18 protein-coding genes are annotated in these 17892 nt (G+C 32.9%); 7 read left to right on the top strand and 11 right to left on the bottom strand.

Annotated features, from left to right (window positions below; genetic code table 11):
• Nucleotides 1-59: 59 nt before the first annotated feature.
• The 3 genes from V8G56_RS15365 to V8G56_RS15355 form a co-directional block, all read right to left on the bottom strand.
• Entirely contained in the window at nt 60-1298 is a 1239-nt protein-coding gene (locus V8G56_RS15365) for a DUF1015 domain-containing protein (RefSeq protein WP_395439349.1), read from the bottom strand.
• A gap of 66 nt (nt 1299-1364) precedes the next feature.
• The gene (locus tag V8G56_RS15360) at nt 1365-2252 is read right to left on the bottom strand and encodes a 3-hydroxyacyl-CoA dehydrogenase family protein (protein ID WP_395439348.1); all 888 of its coding nucleotides are present in this window, start codon (nt 2250-2252) and stop codon (nt 1365-1367) included.
• A 10-nt stretch (nt 2253-2262) separates the two neighbouring features.
• Nucleotides 2263-3225 carry a Gfo/Idh/MocA family protein gene (locus V8G56_RS15355; protein ID WP_395439347.1) on the bottom strand — a complete coding sequence of 321 codons (963 nt, stop codon included), beginning with the start codon at nt 3223-3225 and terminating at the stop codon, nt 2263-2265.
• 156 nt (nt 3226-3381) lie between these two features.
• Between V8G56_RS15355 and V8G56_RS15350 the strand changes: the two genes are divergently transcribed.
• Nucleotides 3382-4023, top strand: coding sequence for a protein-L-isoaspartate(D-aspartate) O-methyltransferase (locus V8G56_RS15350; RefSeq protein WP_395439346.1), 642 nt, complete (start codon nt 3382-3384; stop codon nt 4021-4023).
• Nucleotides 4024-4050: 27 nt separating this feature from the next.
• Here V8G56_RS15350 and V8G56_RS15345 read toward each other — a convergent pair whose 3' ends face one another.
• A complete protein-coding gene (locus tag V8G56_RS15345) occupies nt 4051-4605 on the bottom strand; it encodes a hypothetical protein (protein ID WP_395439345.1) in 555 nt (184 codons plus the stop codon).
• 27 nt (nt 4606-4632) lie between these two features.
• Complete coding sequence (gene smpB / locus V8G56_RS15340) at nt 4633-5091, bottom strand: SsrA-binding protein SmpB (protein ID WP_395439344.1); 459 nt, start codon at nt 5089-5091, stop codon at nt 4633-4635.
• 170 nt (nt 5092-5261) lie between these two features.
• Between smpB and lpdA the strand changes: the two genes are divergently transcribed.
• Nucleotides 5262-6662, top strand: coding sequence for a dihydrolipoyl dehydrogenase (lpdA, locus tag V8G56_RS15335; RefSeq protein WP_395439343.1), 1401 nt, complete (start codon nt 5262-5264; stop codon nt 6660-6662).
• Nucleotides 6663-6709: 47 nt separating this feature from the next.
• On the opposite strand, the gene V8G56_RS15330 is transcribed toward lpdA, so the two are convergent.
• From V8G56_RS15330 to V8G56_RS15310, 5 genes are all read right to left on the bottom strand, one after another.
• A complete protein-coding gene (locus tag V8G56_RS15330) occupies nt 6710-7489 on the bottom strand; it encodes a S1/P1 nuclease (protein ID WP_395439342.1) in 780 nt (259 codons plus the stop codon).
• Nucleotides 7490-7531: 42 nt separating this feature from the next.
• Nucleotides 7532-8020 (bottom strand): threonine/serine exporter family protein, encoded by a 489-nt coding sequence (locus tag V8G56_RS15325; protein WP_395439341.1) that lies wholly within the window; start codon nt 8018-8020, stop codon nt 7532-7534.
• A 1-nt stretch (nt 8021) separates the two neighbouring features.
• Nucleotides 8022-8789, bottom strand: a complete 768-nt coding sequence (locus V8G56_RS15320; RefSeq protein WP_395439340.1) for a threonine/serine exporter family protein — start codon at nt 8787-8789, stop codon at nt 8022-8024.
• A gap of 178 nt (nt 8790-8967) precedes the next feature.
• The gene (locus tag V8G56_RS15315) at nt 8968-10314 is read right to left on the bottom strand and encodes a DEAD/DEAH box helicase (RefSeq protein ID WP_395439339.1); all 1347 of its coding nucleotides are present in this window, start codon (nt 10312-10314) and stop codon (nt 8968-8970) included.
• 41 nt (nt 10315-10355) lie between these two features.
• Entirely contained in the window at nt 10356-11246 is an 891-nt protein-coding gene (locus tag V8G56_RS15310) for an aldose 1-epimerase family protein (RefSeq protein ID WP_395439338.1), read from the bottom strand.
• Nucleotides 11247-11326: 80 nt separating this feature from the next.
• Between V8G56_RS15310 and V8G56_RS15305 the strand changes: the two genes are divergently transcribed.
• Nucleotides 11327-12619: an anthranilate synthase component I family protein gene (locus V8G56_RS15305; RefSeq protein ID WP_395439337.1), complete on the top strand. Its 1293-nt coding sequence runs from the start codon at nt 11327-11329 to the stop codon at nt 12617-12619.
• Here the strand turns inward: V8G56_RS15305 and V8G56_RS15300 are convergent.
• Nucleotides 12616-13308 carry a hypothetical protein gene (locus V8G56_RS15300; RefSeq protein ID WP_395439336.1) on the bottom strand — a complete coding sequence of 231 codons (693 nt, stop codon included), beginning with the start codon at nt 13306-13308 and terminating at the stop codon, nt 12616-12618. The two genes, V8G56_RS15305 and V8G56_RS15300, sit on opposite strands and share 4 nt — an antisense overlap.
• Nucleotides 13309-13432: 124 nt before the next feature.
• On the opposite strand from V8G56_RS15300, the gene tilS reads away from it, so the two are divergent.
• The 4 genes from tilS (at nt 13433) to V8G56_RS15280 (ending at nt 17886) form a co-directional block, all read left to right on the top strand.
• The gene (gene tilS / locus V8G56_RS15295) at nt 13433-14746 is read left to right on the top strand and encodes a tRNA lysidine(34) synthetase TilS (protein ID WP_395439335.1); all 1314 of its coding nucleotides are present in this window, start codon (nt 13433-13435) and stop codon (nt 14744-14746) included.
• Nucleotides 14747-16366: an adenine deaminase gene (ade, locus tag V8G56_RS15290; protein WP_395439334.1), complete on the top strand. Its 1620-nt coding sequence runs from the start codon at nt 14747-14749 to the stop codon at nt 16364-16366. It begins immediately after the preceding gene.
• A gap of 4 nt (nt 16367-16370) precedes the next feature.
• Entirely contained in the window at nt 16371-17333 is a 963-nt protein-coding gene (locus V8G56_RS15285) for a YheT family hydrolase (RefSeq protein ID WP_395439333.1), read from the top strand.
• Between the two features lie 97 nt (nt 17334-17430).
• Nucleotides 17431-17886 carry a (2Fe-2S)-binding protein gene (locus V8G56_RS15280; protein ID WP_395439332.1) on the top strand — a complete coding sequence of 152 codons (456 nt, stop codon included), beginning with the start codon at nt 17431-17433 and terminating at the stop codon, nt 17884-17886.
• Nucleotides 17887-17892: the final 6 nt, after the last annotated feature.

The raw sequence follows: 17892 nt of genomic DNA, 5'->3' as shown, positions 1-17892 counted from the left end.
ATTTTAAGCTTTTTGATTCAAATGTAAAAGAACCTAATTGAAAAATAAATTAACTTTTTTTAAAATTCATAAATAGTAACCCCACTGCGTAGTTTAGGTTCTATATAGGTGCTTTTAGGCGGCATCGTTAAGCCATCATCAGCAATGGCTTTTATTTCGTTTACAGTAATGGGGACTAAACCAAAACCTACAATAAATTCACCTCTATCAACTTTACTTTTTATATTGACCAAATCATTCTTTCCATAAGAATAGTCAATTCTGGTATCATTACGTAAATCAGAAATGCCTAGTAAAGGTTCCAAAATGGTTTTGTATAAAATTTGTGTATCTAGCGCATCTAAAGAGTTGTTAAATGTATAATTGCTTTTTCTTAAATAAAGTGAATAAAATTCACCGGCAAGATACATGCTAAAGTGATGCTTTTTATTGGGTTTATATAACTCAATGCCTCTATTTTCTATCCGAAACATAGTGTCCAGCTCTATTAAAAAGGCCTCTTTGGTCAAGCCATTCAAATCTTTAATGAGTCTGTTAAACTCATATATTTTTAAATGAGATTCAGGAATGAGATAGCTCATAAAATAATTATAAGCTTCCTTGCCAGAATGTGTTTTATTCTGAGATTTTAATTCTTTTGACAGTAAACAAGAAGAAGCCGAACGATGGTGACCATCGGCAATATAAATAGTGTCTATGGCTTCAAAAGTTCTTTTTACCATATCAATTATTTTTTTATCATTTAAAATCCATAAATAATGGGTGTCTCTGTAGGTGGTAGTAAATTCAAATTCAGCTCTTTCTTTTTGAGTTTCTAAAATAACGGAATCAATAATGGGGTTATCCGGATAGGTTAGTAGAACAGGCTCAGCGTTAAATCCAACCGTTTTTAAATAGTCTTTAAAAATGTTTTCACGAAATTCAATAGTGTCTTCATGTTTTTTAATAACATCCAATTCATAATCTTCTGTACTAGTAGCTGCTATAATTCCTGAGAAAGTGTTGCCTTCTCTGTTTACTATTTTATAGACATAATAACTGGGGTTGTTATCTTGTATAAAAACAGAATCTTCTTTAAATTCTAGATACCTGTTTTTAACCAAATGGTAGCGTTCTTTACCGGAAATGGTTTTATGATAGCGATAGCCCGGGTTAACCACCTGTAAAAAGGAAAACGGATTATAATCTAATCTGGCCTCCAGTTCTGCCTGGGTGTAACTCTGGTAAGAGCGCGACGCCACTAAGCTTACCTTATCCCGCGTAGGACGTACTGCTTTAAACGGTAAAACTTTTGCCATTTTTTAAATTGTTCAAGGTAGAATTGACCAGTTAGGTTTTGTGTTGTTTACAAATTAAACTAAAATCTATTGAAATTGTTTTGCGATTTTTTCTGCCTTTCTGCTTTCTGAATAATCATAAAAACCTTCACCAGACTTGATGCCTAATTTTCCTGCACGAACCATATTTACTAATAAGGGACAAGGTGCGTATTTAGGATTTTTAAAGCCTTCATACATCACATTTAAAATAGACAAGCAGACATCTAATCCTATAAAATCTGCTAACTGTAATGGTCCCATAGGATGGGCCATACCCAGTTTCATAACCGTATCTATTTCATGAACACCGGCTACGCCATTGTAAAGCGTTTCAATAGATTCATTAAGCATTGGCATTAGGATTCTATTAGCTACAAAACCTGGATAATCATTGACTTCTACTGGAATTTTACCGAGAGTTTTAGATAAATCCATTATAGTATTAGTGACTTCATCACTGGTATTGTAACCTCTTATTATCTCAACCAATTTCATAATTGGCACGGGATTCATAAAATGCATACCAATAACATGATCTGGTCTAGAAGTTACTGAAGCTATTTGCGTGATGGAAATTGAAGAGGTATTAGTAGCAAGAATGATTCCTTCTGGACAAGCTTCATCTAACTGTTTAAAAATTTTTAGTTTTAAATCTATATTTTCAGTAGCTGCTTCTACCACTAAACTGGCATACTCAACTCCTTCCGTGATATTGTTAAACGTGGTGATATTCGATAAGGTTTCTTTTTTTTGAGCTTCAGTAATGGTTTCTTTACTTACCATTCGATCTAAATTTTTAGTGATAGTTTCTATACCTTTTTTTAAAGCATTTTCACTAACATCAATAAGTTGAACTCTAAATCCACTTTGTGCAAATGTATGCGCAATACCATTTCCCATGGTTCCAGCACCAATAACGGCAACATTTTTCATTATCAAAATTTTATTTAAAACAATTTATTATTTGCGTTGCAACACGTAAGGCTTCGGTGCCATCATGAAGTGTTACAATAGGTTTTGTATTGTTGTTTATAGCATCCGCAAAAGTTTCCAATTCATCGAGAATAGCATTGTTATTAGAAACATTCGGATTGTCAAAATAGATTTGCTTTCTTACGCCTTCAGCATTTTGAAGCACCATATCAAAATCTCCGGGTTGTTCAGGTGCATCTTTCATTTTAACGACTTCACATTTCTTTTCTAGAAAATCCACAGAAATATAAGCGTCCTTTTGAAAGAAACGTGTTTTGCGCATATTTTTTAAAGAAATTCTACTAGCCGTTAAATTGGCTACACATCCATTTTCAAACTCTATACGTGCATTGGCAATATCTGGAGTATCACTTATAACAGATACACCACTTGCTGAAATATGTTTCACTTTTGATTTAACGACACTTAAAATGATATCAATATCATGAATCATTAAATCTAATACTACCGGCACATCTGTACCACGAGGATTAAATTCAGCTAGCCGGTGTGTCTCAATAAACATAGGCTCATGAATTTCATTTTTTACAGCTAAAAAAGCTGGATTAAATCTTTCTACATGGCCAACCTGACCTTTTACGTGATGCTCGGCTAAAATGGCTCTGATTTCTTCAGCTTCTTCAACCGTATTGGTGATGGGCTTTTCAATAAATATATGTTTGCCTTTAGCAATGGCTTGCAATGCACATTCATAATGAGATAAAGTTGGTGTTACAATATCTACAACATCTACGGCATTTATTAAATCTTCGATGGTATTGAAAAATTTATAGCCAAATTCGGCTTCTACTTTTTTGCCGTTTTCAATATCAGCATCATAAAAACCAATAAGGTTATATTTTTCAGATTGTTTGAGAAGTCTTAAATGAATTTTCCCAAGGTGACCAGCACCAAGAACACCAGCGTTTAGCATTTTTATTTATGTTTTCAACAAAAATAGGACATTTAAAGCATGATTTTCATAATAATTCTCTAAATTTTTCTCTTTTAAGTAGCAAAAATTAATCGAAAATAAATTGCTTTTAGCTAAAATGTTTAACTAATTTTAGCCTTGAAAAGAGGACGAAAATTGAAAGATACATTTAAACATAAAGGATTAAGACAACAATTGGTTAATGTTATAAAAACCAAGGGAATAACAGATGAACAAGTTTTAAAAGCTATCGGGAATGTCCCGCGGCATTTATTTATGGATTCCGGATTTTTAGATCATGCCTATCAAGATAAAGCATTTCCTATTGCTGCGGATCAAACCATTTCTCAACCCTATACCGTTGCTTTTCAAACAGAATTATTACAGGTAAAAAAAGGGGATAAAATTCTTGAAATTGGTACTGGAAGTGGTTACCAAACAGCCGTTTTATGTGAATTGGGTGCCAAAGTTTTTAGTATTGAAAGACAATTAGAATTATTTAAAAAAACGAGTATTTTTTTACCTAAGCTTGGCTATCGTGCAAAAAAACTCATTTTTGGAGATGGGTATAAAGGTTTAAAAGAAGAGGCACCATTTGATAGTATCATTGTAACAGCGGGTGCGCCTTTTGTGCCTAAACCATTATTGAATCAATTGAAAATAGGAGGCAGGTTGGTCATTCCTGTAGGCGACAATATTCAAATTATGACTTTATTTATTAGAAATGATGCCAAGGAATTTGAACAACACGAATTTGGCGAATTTCGTTTTGTACCTTTGCTTGAGGATAAAAACTAAACAGGATTATTTATTAAAGCAAATCATTTAGTTTTTACCTAAGTACTTTTTTGGAATAGGATTGTCGCTGGTTTCCTGAGTCCAGAAGATATTGATAATCCACCAGCGTTCACCGTCATATAATAGTTGAATGCTATTAATGCCACGCATAAAGGGTTGGTCATCAGATTCACTTTTAAAAGATTCATAACTACTAAAGACTTGCGTTATATTTCCATAAGTATTGACTGTTCGGCTAATTTCCTTTTCAAAAAAACCATTTTCAAATAACCAGTCCCCTGAACTTTTAATATATTCTTCAGGACTCATATAGCGCACTTTATAAACGCCATCATTATCTTTTCCAGAAGGAATCAATTTGGCACCTGGTTTAAATAAAAATTTAAATAGATCCCAGTTTCTTTCAACTTCTTTTTCAGCTGAAATAACGGCATATAAAGTTTTAATGGTGCTATCCAGTGTTTTAACTTTTGAGCTGTCTATACTGCTTTTTTTAATAGAATCTTTGTCAATGGTCTTTTCTTGGGCGTTAAGGTTTAATGATATAAAAACGATAATCATTATGGAAACTATTTTCTTCATAATACAAATAAGGGAGGTTATAAATTATTATTTATATGTCTTTTTAACGCGATCAAGATCTCGCTTATTATCACGATCTTTAATAGTTTCACGTTTGTCATATAATTTTTTTCCTTTGGCCAAAGCGATATCAAGTTTTGCATATCCTTTGTCATTAATAAACAGCTTTAATGGAATAATGGTAAGGCCTGTATTCTGAACTTCCTTAAGTAACTTTTTAAGTTCTTTTTTATTTAATAGTAGTTTTCTTTCTGCTTTTGGTTTATGATTATAATATGTGCCGTATAAATATTCTTCAATGGTCATGTTGATTACAAAAAGTTCCCCTTGTTCATTAAACTCACAAAAACTTTCGGCTATAGAGGCTTTACTATTTCTAATAGATTTAATTTCTGTGCCAGTCAATACAATACCAGCAGTATACTTATCTAATATTTCATAGAGAAAGCGTGCTTTTTTGTTTTGTATGTTGATGTTCTTTTGCATAAAGACAAAACTACATAATTTTAGGTTGTGAACCTTTTCTAATGGATGAGTTTTTATTGACTTTATTAAGCTAATTCTGAATTCTATAAAAAGTTGTTTTCTATTGTTGTAACCTAAAACATTTGTACTTTTGTGTTCAATTTTTTAATAACAAATATTAAAATTATCTTATGAATTCATATGACGTAGCCGTAATTGGTTCAGGACCTGGAGGATATGTAGCTGCCATTCGTTGCGCTCAGTTGGGAATGAAAACAGCCATTATTGAAAAGTACGCCACGCTTGGTGGCACTTGTTTAAATGTGGGCTGCATCCCAAGTAAAGCACTTTTAGATTCATCACATCATTATGAAGATGCCATCAAGCATTTTGAAGAACATGGGATTGATATTCCTGGAGAAATCAAGGTGAATTTAAAACAGATGATCGGCCGCAAACAAGCGGTGGTTGATCAAACTACTGGCGGCATTGATTTCTTAATGAAAAAGAATAAAATTGATGTATATCAAGGTTTGGGTAGTTTTAAAGACGCGACTCATATTTTAATTTCAGGTAAAGAAACAATTGAAATTGAAGCTAAAAACACCATTATTGCTACGGGAAGTAAGCCTTCAAGTTTGCCATTTATATCTATTGATAAAGAACGCGTCATTACTTCAACTGAGGCTTTAAAATTAACTGAAATCCCAAAGCATTTAATGGTTATTGGGGGTGGAGTTATTGGTTTAGAATTGGGTCAGGTATACAGACGTCTTGGCTCAGAAGTGACAGTTATAGAATACATGGACAGAATCATTCCAACCATGGATTCTGGTTTATCTAAAGAATTAAACAAAGTTTTCAAAAAGGCTAAATTTTCAATTGAAGTGTCCCACAAAGTAAAATCTGTAGAGAGAAAAGGAAATGAAGTGATTGTAAAAGCAGACAATAAAAAGGGAGAGGAAGTTACTTTTAAAGGAGATTATTGTTTGGTTTCGGTTGGTAGAAGACCGTATACGGATGGTTTAAATGCTGAAGCAGCAGGAGTAAAGATAACAGATAGAGGTCAAATTGAAGTAAATAATCATTTACAAACAACAGCTGGTAATATTTATGCGATTGGGGACGTAGTTAAAGGGGCAATGTTGGCTCATAAAGCCGAAGAAGAAGGTGTTTTTGTAGCTGAAACGATTGCAGGTCAGAAACCACATATTGACTATAATTTAATTCCGGGTGTTGTGTATACTTGGCCAGAAGTGGCTAGTGTTGGTAAAACAGAAGAACAATTAAAAGAGGCTGGTGTTGATTATAAAGTGGGTCAGTTTCCAATGCGCGCTTTAGGACGAAGTAGGGCAAGTATGGATATTGATGGTTTTGTTAAAATTCTTGCAGACAAAAAAACGGATGAGGTATTAGGCGTTCATATGATTGGTGCGCGTGCTGCCGATATGATAGCTGAGGCTGTGGTAGCTATGGAATTTAGAGCAAGTGCTGAAGATATTTCAAGAATGTCTCATGCACATCCTACTTTTACAGAAGCTATTAAAGAAGCGGCTTTGGCAGCAACAGAAGATAGAGCTTTACATATTTAATTTGATATGACTATAAAAAAAGGTTGACATTTCGTCAACCTTTTTTATTAGAATAAATCATTCAACACTTTAGCGAGCCTTATGCCTCCTTTTTGAAGTTGTGACCTCACCGTTTCAAAATTATCATAAGAATAGCTGTATCGTAGATTGTCATTAGGCTTTACGTTAGCGTATACCTGTCTTGTTAATTTATGAGTGTCATTTACCCAATCAACAAGGGTGCCTTCCTGAATATCTTTTACTCGAGAATTGCTTATAACATCTGCATTATCAGCCATTTCAGAATAACTCATCCCATAACTATCTATCATTTCTCTATCCCAGACCGAATGTAAATTAGAATCTTTATAAAACCATTGTAGTTTAAAATCATTGCCCCCTTTATCTTCAACAAGCCCCACATGCATTGGCTGATGTAAATCACCAATAAAGTGAATCAATAGTTTAAGATAAAAGGCTTTGTCCTCATGACTTGAATGATCATCCTTAATTACTTTGATGCAATAATTAATGCCCGAAACTAAATCGCCACTGCTACTTTTTTTAGAATCCTCATAATTTTGATCTAAAGGCATATTAATATAATGCCAAGTATAAAATTCATTAAAACGCTTATCAGATTTTATATCGTCAGCAAAAGTTGAAACAAAATCTAATGAATGATTGTTAAGTAATTTTTTAATTTTTCTTTTCGTTTTTGATGTTAAATACTGATTGGCAATTTTTCCAACAACACGGTGCCCAGTGGCGCTCCAATCATCACTAGCATATAATTGAAAGGAAGTTAGAAATGTTAGTGCAAGAATTAATGTTATTAATTGTTTCATCTTAAAAAGATATAGGGGTAGATTTAGTTTTTTAAAATAGGTTTATGAGTCTAATTTTTTAACAGTACTTTTTTTAAGCAGCAGCATGGGTAAAGATACACCAACTGTAAGAGAAATTAACACAAAAAACATGGTAAAGCCATTGGTAAAAATGGCATCAATTAACGAAATTCTTTTACTGGCATCACCTTCTGTAAAAATAAAATTCATTATTGAAAGAATCGTCTCATAAGCGAAATAGCCTGGTATCATGGGTATAACAGGTGGAATAGAAAACACTACGGGTGGCTGATGAATTTTATGCGCCATTGGAAGGCTAATGATACCAACAAAAAATGCTGCTAAAAAGCTGCCAAGTACCACATGAACATTCAAATACATAAGTAAAAATTTTATAAAGCCGGCCCCAAAACCCAAGACAAAAATAGTAATAACGGCACTTTTAGGTACGTTGAATAAAATACCAAATCCAACGGCTGCGATTCCGGACCACAAGGAAACTTCCAATAATTTTAAAATAATTTCTAACATATTAATTTAATTGAAACAGGTACATAGCAACAAATAATCCAATGGCCATGGCCAAAACCGTCATCAAGCCGGTTGTAAATCTTACCATCCCATTTAAAATATTATTATCAAGTAAATCTGTAAATGAGTTTATTAAAGCAACTCCAGGAACTAAAAATAAAATTGAGGTTGCCAATGCGGTTTGAGGATTTGCCCCAATATTAAAATAGATACCTACGAATGCCGTAACCGAGGCAATAAAGGAGCCCAAAAATAGTCTCAAATATAAATTGTATTTTAATTTATGTGTTTGCTGGAAAATAAATAGCCCCATAAAAGTACTAACAAAGGCAACCATCATGTTCAAATAATCTCCATTAAAAATATTGCAAAATCCTGCTCCTGCTAAACTTACTGCAAAAAGAACCAGAAGGCGCGGATACCGATTTAATGATTTTATCCGCTCAATTTCAACTTCAATTTGCTCCAAGGTCCAATTTTCACTGATAGCATTCCAACTGGCTTTACTAATAGCTGAAATGATCATGAAATTAATAATATATGGTGGGATATTTTGAACTCTGGTGCAACTTTGATCGGTTTCTTCGTCGGTTAAAGTCATGATAATAGTTTTATGACTGATAAGACTGTAAGCTTTACAATTCATAACAGATGCAAATCTATCAATACTTAAATTGGCTCTATTGGTATTGGCACCTGAAACCATTAAAAGAGATGAAATATCTAATAATAAATTAGCTGTTTTTATTAATTTTGAAGAATCATTCATAATAAAATAAATACATATGAAAGTGCAAATTTAAGACTTTCATTCATTTATAACCCATGAAAACGGGGTTATAATTTGTAAATTTTAGGGACTATTTTTATGAAAAAATCAATTAAAATGTTAATTGATTTTACTTTGTTGATAAAAACAAATTTTTAAAGGAATTACAAATAAGGAACTACTTCTTTTTATTGCGTTTATTATAATTTTTATCACCACGTGTTTTTGGTTTCTTGTATTTTTCGGCAATTTTAAACTTATAAGAACCTCCTAAATTTTCTTTTTTGTTTTTGTCTTTCTTTTCATGATAGGCTGGACCAATTGTTTCATCCTTTTTTATGGGATTATTGCGTTCTTTTATAACTAGGCGTTCTTCTTCTATTAATTCATCTGAGATATTAACATCTTCAGGAAATGGAATGACTGGAATGGTCATATTCATTAAGTTTTCAATCTTTTCTAAAGATTCTAACTCTTTATCTGTTGAAAACAAAATAGAAGATCCTTCGCGTTCCGCCCGGCCAGTTCTACCAATTCTGTGCATGTAGTTTTCAGGATAATCGGGTGTGTCAAAATTAATAACGTGACTAATATTATCAATATCTAAACCACGGGCCATGACATCGGTTGCCACTAAAACACGATTATCCCCATTTCTGAATTGCTCAATACTTCTAAGTCGGTAATTCTGTGTTTTATTAGAGTGAATCACACAACATTCATCATGAAAATGCTTTTCTAAGTTTTCAAAAAGTAAATCAGCCAGTTTTTTATAGCCTATAAAAATCAATACTTTATTAAAAGTATCGGTGTCTTTTAATAAATGACTCAGTAAATTAACTTTAGTGTAAAAATTAGGAACATTATAACGACTTTGTAAAATATTTTCTAAAGGGGTCCCGGAAACAGCAATAGAGACGCGTTCAGGACTCTTGAAAAATTCTGAAATCATCTCATCTACATCATGGGTCATGGTTGCGGAAAACATGATGTTTTGTCTACGCTCAGGTAAAATGTCAAAAATATTAATCAATTGGTGTCTGAAACCTAGATCCAGCATGACGTCTACTTCATCAATCACTAAACGTTGAATGTTTTTAAGCTGTAAAACACGGCTTAAAGCTAAATCATAAAAACGGCCTGGAGTTGCTACCATAATATCCAATCCATCAGCAATGGCTTGTTTTTGTGTATTAATATTGGTACCGCCATAAACGCCTAATACCCGCACATTAATATATTTTGCAAGCTTTTCAATTTCTTCAACAACTTGCACCACTAATTCACGAGTAGGCACTAAAATTAGAATTCGCGGGGTTTCTTGTGTTGAAAACTTTAGATTTTTTAAGATTGGCAGCATGTAGGCAAAAGTTTTACCTGTACCTGTTTGAGCGATGCCAACCATATCTTTACCCGAGCTTACAACATTAAAAGCCTCAGCCTGAATAGGAGTAGGTACAGTAAAGCCTAAATCATCTAGGGCATTATATAATGGGGTATTTAAATTTAAATCTTGAAAAGTCACAGCATTTATTTAGCTGGCAAAGTTAAGGCTATTATTCGTATTTAAACCAGATGATTGTTGTGAATTTCAATAGTATAGCTCGCCGTGAAGGATTTGTTTGCTTCTAATGATAAGATGCCTTCTTTTGTTTTTAATTCCTGATTCGTGTCTTCATGATCAGCAATTCCCAGCCACGGTTCAATACAGACGTAATTTCCATTAGGCTTAGCCCAAATACCTAAATAAGGAAAATCCTTATAACTTACAGAAAGAATGGCTCCGTAAGTGTCACTTTTTAAAATTACTTTTCTTGATTTTAAATCCTTAAAAATAAGTGCGTCTTCATTAAATAAATCATGCGTTAATTGTATTTTATTGGAGTTATTGAAAACCGGTTTGGTTTTGTAAGAAATGAGACCTGTTGCCATATTAATAAGATGTCTAACTGAATTTTCTTCATGTTCAAATTCTAAAACATAATCTTCATAGTTTTCATTTTCGTAAACCGGACATTTAAAAGCAGGATGGCCGCCTAATGAAAAATACAGGGGTTGTTGATCGTAATTTTTAATGGTGTGAATGACTTCAATTTTGTTGTCGGTTAATTTATAGGTGATGAAAAATTTAAATTTAAAAGGATATGATTTTAGTGTAGTTTCATTGTGACTTAATTTAAATGTGAGACTATCATTGGTTTTTTCATGTAAAGCAATGTCTTTATTATTTCGAATGAAGCCGTGCTTTCTCATTACATACTTTTTATTTTTAAAACAATAAGAATTCTCTTTTAAAGCGCCAATGATTGGAAATAAATTCGGGGCATGATTGGCCCAAATAGCCGGGTTGGCATCCCACATAAATTCATTTATATTTTTAACTGAGGATATCTGAGATAATTCAGCACCAATTTTTTTAATTCCAATTTTAAGCTTGTTGTTTTCTAATGTATACATAGATTTTAATATTCAAAGTAATGTACAAAATTTGTAATTTTTTAAGGAATCTAACTAACTTTACCCTATAATTTCTATGATTGAGAACAAAGTATCTCCATACCGTCGATGATCCAGAACTATTCAAACAAAAATTGCTGCTTTGGAGTCAACAATTTAATGAAGTAATCTTTTTAGATTCAAATAATTACCAACAAAATTATTCCAGTTTTGATGCTGTTCTTGCTGTTGATGGAGTCAATAGTATTCAAACGGATTATCATAAAGCTTTTAATACGCTTAAGCATTACCAATCCAATTGTAAGGATTGGATTTTTGGCTATTTATCATATGATTTAAAAAATGATGTTGAAAGTTTAGAATCCAATAATTTTGATGGCTTACAGTTTCCTGAACTCTATTTTTTTCAACCAAAAAAAATATTTTTATTCAGAGGCAATGAAGTTGCACTGTTATATTTAAAGGCTTATAAAGAGGATATTAAAAATGATATTGAAACGATAGAACAACTCACTTTAAAACCTCTTGCCCAATCTGAAGAAGCTATTAAAATTAAATTGCGAATTCACAAGGATGATTATTTTAAAAAAGTGAATAACATTTTGGAACATATCCATAGAGGTGATATTTATGAGACAAATTTTTGTCAGGAATTTTATGCAGTAAATACCGTTATCAACCCTTTAGAAACATATTTTAAACTGAATGCCATTTCCCGACCGCCTTTTGCCTGTTTTTTGAAATTGAACGATTTATTTTTATTGTCAGCCTCACCCGAGCGCTATCTGAAGAAGTACGATTTAAATATTATAGCTCAACCTATCAAAGGAACATCAAGACGATCTTTAGATTTAGAAGAAGATGAATCTCTAAAATCGGCCTTATTTAATGATGAAAAGGAAAGAAGTGAGAATATAATGATTTTGGATTTGATGCGTAATGATTTATCTAAAACAGCCATTAAAGGGAGTGTGCGTGTTGAAGAATTATGTAAGGTTTACACCTTTAATCAAGTGCATCAAATGATATCTACAGTCACCTCTCAAGTAGATAAAAATGTGCATCCGGTTGACGTGGTTAAAAGTACCTTTCCTATGGGGAGTATGACGGGAGCGCCAAAAATTTCTGCAATGAAAATCATTGAAGAACTTGAAGAAACAAAACGGGGTTTATATTCAGGAGCCGTTGGCTATTTTACTCCAGAAGGTGATTTTGATTTCAATGTCGTAATCCGCAGTATTTTATATAATGAAACTAATAGATACGTCTCTTATTCTGTTGGCGGTGCCATTACTGCCAAAAGTGATCCGCTTAAAGAATACGAAGAATGCTTGGTTAAAGCCAAAGCTATGCGCGAGGTTTTGGAAAATTAGTCTAAATGATCTTTAAACTTATTTTTTACTTCTTCATAAATATGTTCTACGCGTTTTAATTCAATATTTTTAACTTTTGAAATCTCTTCAAAACTTAATTTTCCAAAAATAAGTAAGTCTATAATGTTAGACACATTTAAAGGTAACCAACTGTACAAGCTACCTAAAAGCTGACTAGACTTGTTGGAATTTATTTCGTCCAATTCAAAGGCGTTTAATACTGAATTTTCATGATCATCATATAAAAACAAGTGCTTATGCTTGTGGTCTTGTTTATAAGAAATGTCATTTAATTCTTCATTCATAATAAAATCCAAGTCGGCATCTATTGTGTAATGTTCTTCTAGATCATCAAGTTCTTCTTCTAAAATATCCCTTGTACTTATAGTATTTTTATGAAATGCTTCTTTTTTAAAAATGGAATCCAAGTAAGAACTAACAATTTTAAAGAGTTTAATTCTTATTGTAGAGACGTCACTGTCAATATTAAATCCATTTTCATAAAATTGGGCAATACTTTCATCGATAACACCATTTGAAGAATACATATTTCTAGGAATAATACCCATGGATTCCGCTATATAAAGTCTGTGCTTTACGTAGGGATGTATCTGTTGTGTTGCAGAAATTACTCGTTTATCAAATGCTAGTTTTGTGGCTTTATCGTTAATATTCTCTATTGAACACATGGTAATTGTATTTAAAATTCACCTTTTTAAGGTACTTCTTTTTTAAAAGATAATACATGATTAAAATCATTTTATAAAAAGAACTTGGTGTTTATTTCTTTAATCAAAGTTGTATATTTGAAATATGCTTGAGCTATTTCAAAATCACATACAAAACAAGTTTTCTTTTTTAGAGACCAGTAGAGTTCTAGTGGCTATTTCTGGTGGAATGGATAGTGTGGTACTTGCAAATTTATGCCATCAGTTAAATTTGAATTTTGCTTTAGCACATTGCAATTTTAATTTAAGGGGCAGTGAAAGTGACGCAGATGAAGAGTTTGTTTTGCAACTTGCTGAGACATTAGATTTGGAAGTTTTTGTTGAAAGTTTTGACACAACGGTTTATGCTTATGAACATAAACAATCAATCCAAATGGCAGCGCGTGAATTGCGTTACAATTGGTTCCAGGAACTTTCAGAGCAACTTCATTTTGAATATATAGTAACAGCGCATCATGCGGATGATAATTTAGAAACCTTTTTAATCAATTTAACACGGGGGACAGGTCTTGACGGACTAACAGGAATTCCAGAAATTAATGATAATATAGTACGACCTTTATTGACGTTTTCAAGACAAACTATGGAAGCATATGCTATAGCCAATGAATTAAAATGGCGGGACGATAGCAGTAATGCGTCAACCAAATACTTGCGAAATAAATTACGTCATGATGTCATTCCCGTTTTAAAAGACATCAATAAAAATTTGCTTCAAAATTTTCAAACCACGCTAGATAATTTGAATGATACCGCAGATATTGTGGAAGAAAGCCTTAATGCGGTTTTAAAAAGAGCCATTATATCCATTGATAATTCAGAAATTCGATTTAAAATTGCGGAATTTAAAAAACTCAACAACCCTAGAGCCTATCTCCATGAATTTTTAAAAGATTATGGGTTTTCGGAATGGCATGATGTACTCAATTTACTAGATGCGCAATCAGGCAAGCAAGTATTTTCATCTTCTTACAGATTAGTAAAGGATAGAGATATTATAATTTTAAGCGAATTAATTTCAGAAGACGATAACCTGTTCTTTTTAATATCAAAAAAGGATGCAAAAATGTCGCTGCCGATAGGTGCTTTGTGTTTTGAAGAGGTTTCTAAAATAGAAAACACACATTCAAATATTATTTATGTTGATGAAAGTCAAATAAAATTTCCGCTTTCGGTTAGAAAATGGCAAGAAGGAGATTATTTTTTCCCGTTAGGAATGAAGGGTAAAAAGAAATTGAGTAAATACTTTAAAGATGAAAAGTTGTCTTTAATTGATAAAGAAAATACATGGTTGCTATGTTCAGAAGACTCCATTATTTGGGTAATTGGAAAACGTGCTGATGATAGGTTTAAAGTGACAGAAAACACAAAACAGATTTTAAAATTTGAAATAAAATAAATGAAGCTGCAAGGGCAAATAGTTGATATAATTAATAAGCGTATTTATAAGGGTGAAATCACAATTTTAGATGGAAGGATTGCTGAAATAGTAGAGAAAAACCATAATGTGAGCCATTATATACTTCCTGGTTTTGTGGATGCTCATATTCATATAGAAAGTTCCATGTTGGTGCCCAGTGAATTTGCACGTTTGGCTGTTAAACATGGAACCGTAGCAACCGTGTCAGATCCGCATGAAATTGCAAATGTGCTCGGGGTTGAAGGGGTGGAATTCATGATTGAAAATGGTAAAAAAGTACCTTTTAAATTCAATTTTGGTGCACCGTCATGCGTACCTGCAACTAGTTTTGAATCAGCAGGAGCCATCATAGATTCAGAAGCTGTTAAAAAGTTGCTTCAAAATGCGGATATTAAATACTTAACCGAAATGATGAATTATCCAGGTGTTTTGTTTGATGATGATGAGGTCATGAAAAAAATAGCCTGGGCTAAAAATTATAACAAACCTGTGGATGGTCATGCGCCAGGATTAAGAGGCGATGATCTTACTAAATATATCCATGCTGGCATATCAACTGATCATGAATGTTTCACTTTTGAAGAAGGTTTGGAAAAACTTCAAAAAGGCATGAAGGTTTTGATAAGAGAAGGTAGTGCCGCTAAAAACTTTGAAGCGCTCATTGATTTATTGCCAACATATTTTGAAAATATGATGTTTTGCAGTGATGATAAGCATCCCGATGATTTATTGTTAAATCATATTAATGCATTATGTGCAAGAGCGGTTGCGAAAAACATCGATATTTTTAAAGTTTTACAGGTGGCCTGTATCAATCCGGTGAAGCATTATAATTTGGATGTAGGTTTACTTAATGAAGGTGATTTTGCGGATTTTATTATCGTTGAAGATTTAATTGATTTTAAAACACTTCAGACGTATATAAATGGAGCCTTGGTTTTTGATCAAGGCATTTCACATATAAAGCCTGTGTCATTTAAGGCTCTCAATAATTTTAAAACGGATAAAAAACAAGTTTCAGATTTTAGATTTGAATCTAATGCAAAGCAAATAAGGGTGATTGAAGCTCTGGAAGGACAGTTAGTAACTAATGAAATTCTGGCCGATAGTTTGATTGAAAATAACAACTTGGTTTCAAATATTAAACAGGACATTTTAAAAATGACGGTGGTTAATCGGTATCAGAATCAAAAACCAGCCATTGCCTTTATAAAGAATTTTGGACTAAAGGAAGGGGCAATTGCATCCTCAGTAGGCCACGATTCTCATAATATTATAGCAGTAGGTGTTTCAGATGAAGCTATCTGTGAGGCCGTCAATTTAATCATTGAAAATAAAGGCGGTATTTGTGCGGTATCCAATACTGAGAAAAAAATAATTCCTTTATCAGTGGCAGGAATTATGAGTGACGATGATGGCGAGACCGTTGGTGTAAAATATGCCCAATTAGATAAAATGGCAAAGCAACTGGGCAGTTCGTTAAATGCACCTTATATGACCTTATCTTTTATGGCCCTTTTAGTGATTCCTTCTTTAAAGTTAAGTGATAAAGGTTTATTTAATGGCTCTACCTTTAAGTTTACCTCATTAGAAGTTTAGTTATATGCCAGTTTTAGATAGTCATTATAAAACACCTTATTTTTTTAGAAATGGTCATATTTCTACTGCGTTTTCTGGATTAATAAGAACGGTTAAAGGCGTATTGCAAACCCGTGAACGCATCACCTTACCAGATGGTGATTTTCTTGATTTAGACTGGAGTTTTTCCCAAGAGAAAACAGAAAAGCTTCTAATCATGTTACATGGGTTGGAAGGTGATGCCCAAAGACCCTATATGACGGGTACAGCAAAACTATTCAACAACAACAACTTTGATGTGGTATGCGTTAATTTTAGGGGTTGTAGTGGTCATGATAATTTAAAATTCAGGTCCTATCATTCTGGTGCGACTGAAGATTTGGAAGCCGTCATTGAGCACCTGATTAATAATAAGGAGTATAAAGAAATTTACATTAAAGGTATTAGTCTGGGGGGGAATATGGTGTTGAAATATTTAGGTGAACGTGCCGAGGTTCCTAAGCAACTAAAAGCAGTTATAGCCATTTCTGTCCCTTGTTCTTTAGGAGGTTCAGCCAAACAATTACATACCTTTGAGAATAAATTGTATCATGACCGGTTTAAAAAGCATTTAGTGAACAGGTTAAAAATAAAGCAACAACGTTTCTCAGATATGTTGAGTTTAAAGGATTTAAATTCTATAAAGACCCTTTATGATTTTGATAATGTTTATACTGCAAAAGCACATGGTTTTAAAGATGGAGCAGATTACTATAAACAATGCAGTTGTCTGCAATTTTTGCCAAATATTAAAATACCAGCACTTATAATCAATGCTTTAAATGATTCTTTTCTGTCTTCAGATTGCTATCCGGTAAAGGAAGCAAAGCAAAATTCAAATCTGTTTTTAGAAATGCCAAAGCATGGGGGACATGCTGGCTTTGTTGATAAGAAGAACATTTATTATAATGAAAGAAGAGCGCTTGAATTTGTTTTAAATATTTTTTAATTATTTATAAAAAAGGCGTATTAAAATTTTTCTTATATTTAAAAAAAAGTAAGCGCTTTTTTCTCTATCATTTATTTTCTAATTAATTTTTTTTATCATGCCAACTTACAATTTAACAATTAATAATCAGACACATACAGTTGAAGTTGATTCTGATACACCATTACTTTGGGTTCTGCGAGATCATATAAATCTTGTTGGGACAAAATACGGATGCGGTATTGGCCAATGCGGTTCATGTACGGTTCATGTAGAAGGTAATGCCGTGCGCAGTTGCATGCTTCAAGTATCACAAGTAGTAGGGATGAACATTACAACCATTGAAGGTCTTTCTGCCGAAGGTGATCATCCTGTACAAAAAGCTTGGCTGGAACATGATGTGCCTCAATGTGGATATTGCCAAAGTGGACAGATTATGACTGCTGCAGCGTTATTGAAGAACAATCCCAATCCTTCAGATAGGGAAATAGATGCAGCCATGAACGGGAATATTTGTAGATGTGGTACGTATGTAAGAATTAAAGAAGCTATTAAAACGGCTTCTAAGCTTTAAAATCTG

The sequence above is a fragment of the Gaetbulibacter aquiaggeris genome (assembly GCF_044003965.1).
Classification (GTDB): domain Bacteria; phylum Bacteroidota; class Bacteroidia; order Flavobacteriales; family Flavobacteriaceae; genus Yeosuana; species Yeosuana aquiaggeris.
Note: the sequence above shows the minus strand (reverse complement) of the source record. Positions and strands in the feature narration are given on the sequence as shown.

Excerpts from the sequence above, each read along its gene's own strand:
- V8G56_RS15345 (WP_395439345.1), bottom strand. The coding sequence starts at position 4,605 with ATGAAGAAAATAGTTTCCATAATGATTATCGTTTTTATATCATTAAAC.
- V8G56_RS15310 (WP_395439338.1), bottom strand. The coding sequence starts at position 11,246 with ATGTATACATTAGAAAACAACAAGCTTAAAATTGGAATTAAAAAAATT.
- V8G56_RS15280 (WP_395439332.1), top strand. The coding sequence starts at position 17,431 with ATGCCAACTTACAATTTAACAATTAATAATCAGACACATACAGTTGAA.
- V8G56_RS15365 (WP_395439349.1), bottom strand. The coding sequence starts at position 1,298 with ATGGCAAAAGTTTTACCGTTTAAAGCAGTACGTCCTACGCGGGATAAG.
- V8G56_RS15285 (WP_395439333.1), top strand. The coding sequence starts at position 16,371 with ATGCCAGTTTTAGATAGTCATTATAAAACACCTTATTTTTTTAGAAAT.
- V8G56_RS15355 (WP_395439347.1), bottom strand. The coding sequence starts at position 3,225 with ATGCTAAACGCTGGTGTTCTTGGTGCTGGTCACCTTGGGAAAATTCAT.
- V8G56_RS15325 (WP_395439341.1), bottom strand. The coding sequence starts at position 8,020 with ATGTTAGAAATTATTTTAAAATTATTGGAAGTTTCCTTGTGGTCCGGA.
- tilS (WP_395439335.1), top strand. The coding sequence starts at position 13,433 with ATGCTTGAGCTATTTCAAAATCACATACAAAACAAGTTTTCTTTTTTA.
- smpB (WP_395439344.1), bottom strand. The coding sequence starts at position 5,091 with ATGCAAAAGAACATCAACATACAAAACAAAAAAGCACGCTTTCTCTAT.
- ade (WP_395439334.1), top strand. The coding sequence starts at position 14,747 with ATGAAGCTGCAAGGGCAAATAGTTGATATAATTAATAAGCGTATTTAT.
- V8G56_RS15330 (WP_395439342.1), bottom strand. The coding sequence starts at position 7,489 with ATGAAACAATTAATAACATTAATTCTTGCACTAACATTTCTAACTTCC.
- V8G56_RS15320 (WP_395439340.1), bottom strand. The coding sequence starts at position 8,789 with ATGAATGATTCTTCAAAATTAATAAAAACAGCTAATTTATTATTAGAT.
- lpdA (WP_395439343.1), top strand. The coding sequence starts at position 5,262 with ATGAATTCATATGACGTAGCCGTAATTGGTTCAGGACCTGGAGGATAT.
- V8G56_RS15300 (WP_395439336.1), bottom strand. The coding sequence starts at position 13,308 with ATGTGTTCAATAGAGAATATTAACGATAAAGCCACAAAACTAGCATTT.
- V8G56_RS15360 (WP_395439348.1), bottom strand. The coding sequence starts at position 2,252 with ATGAAAAATGTTGCCGTTATTGGTGCTGGAACCATGGGAAATGGTATT.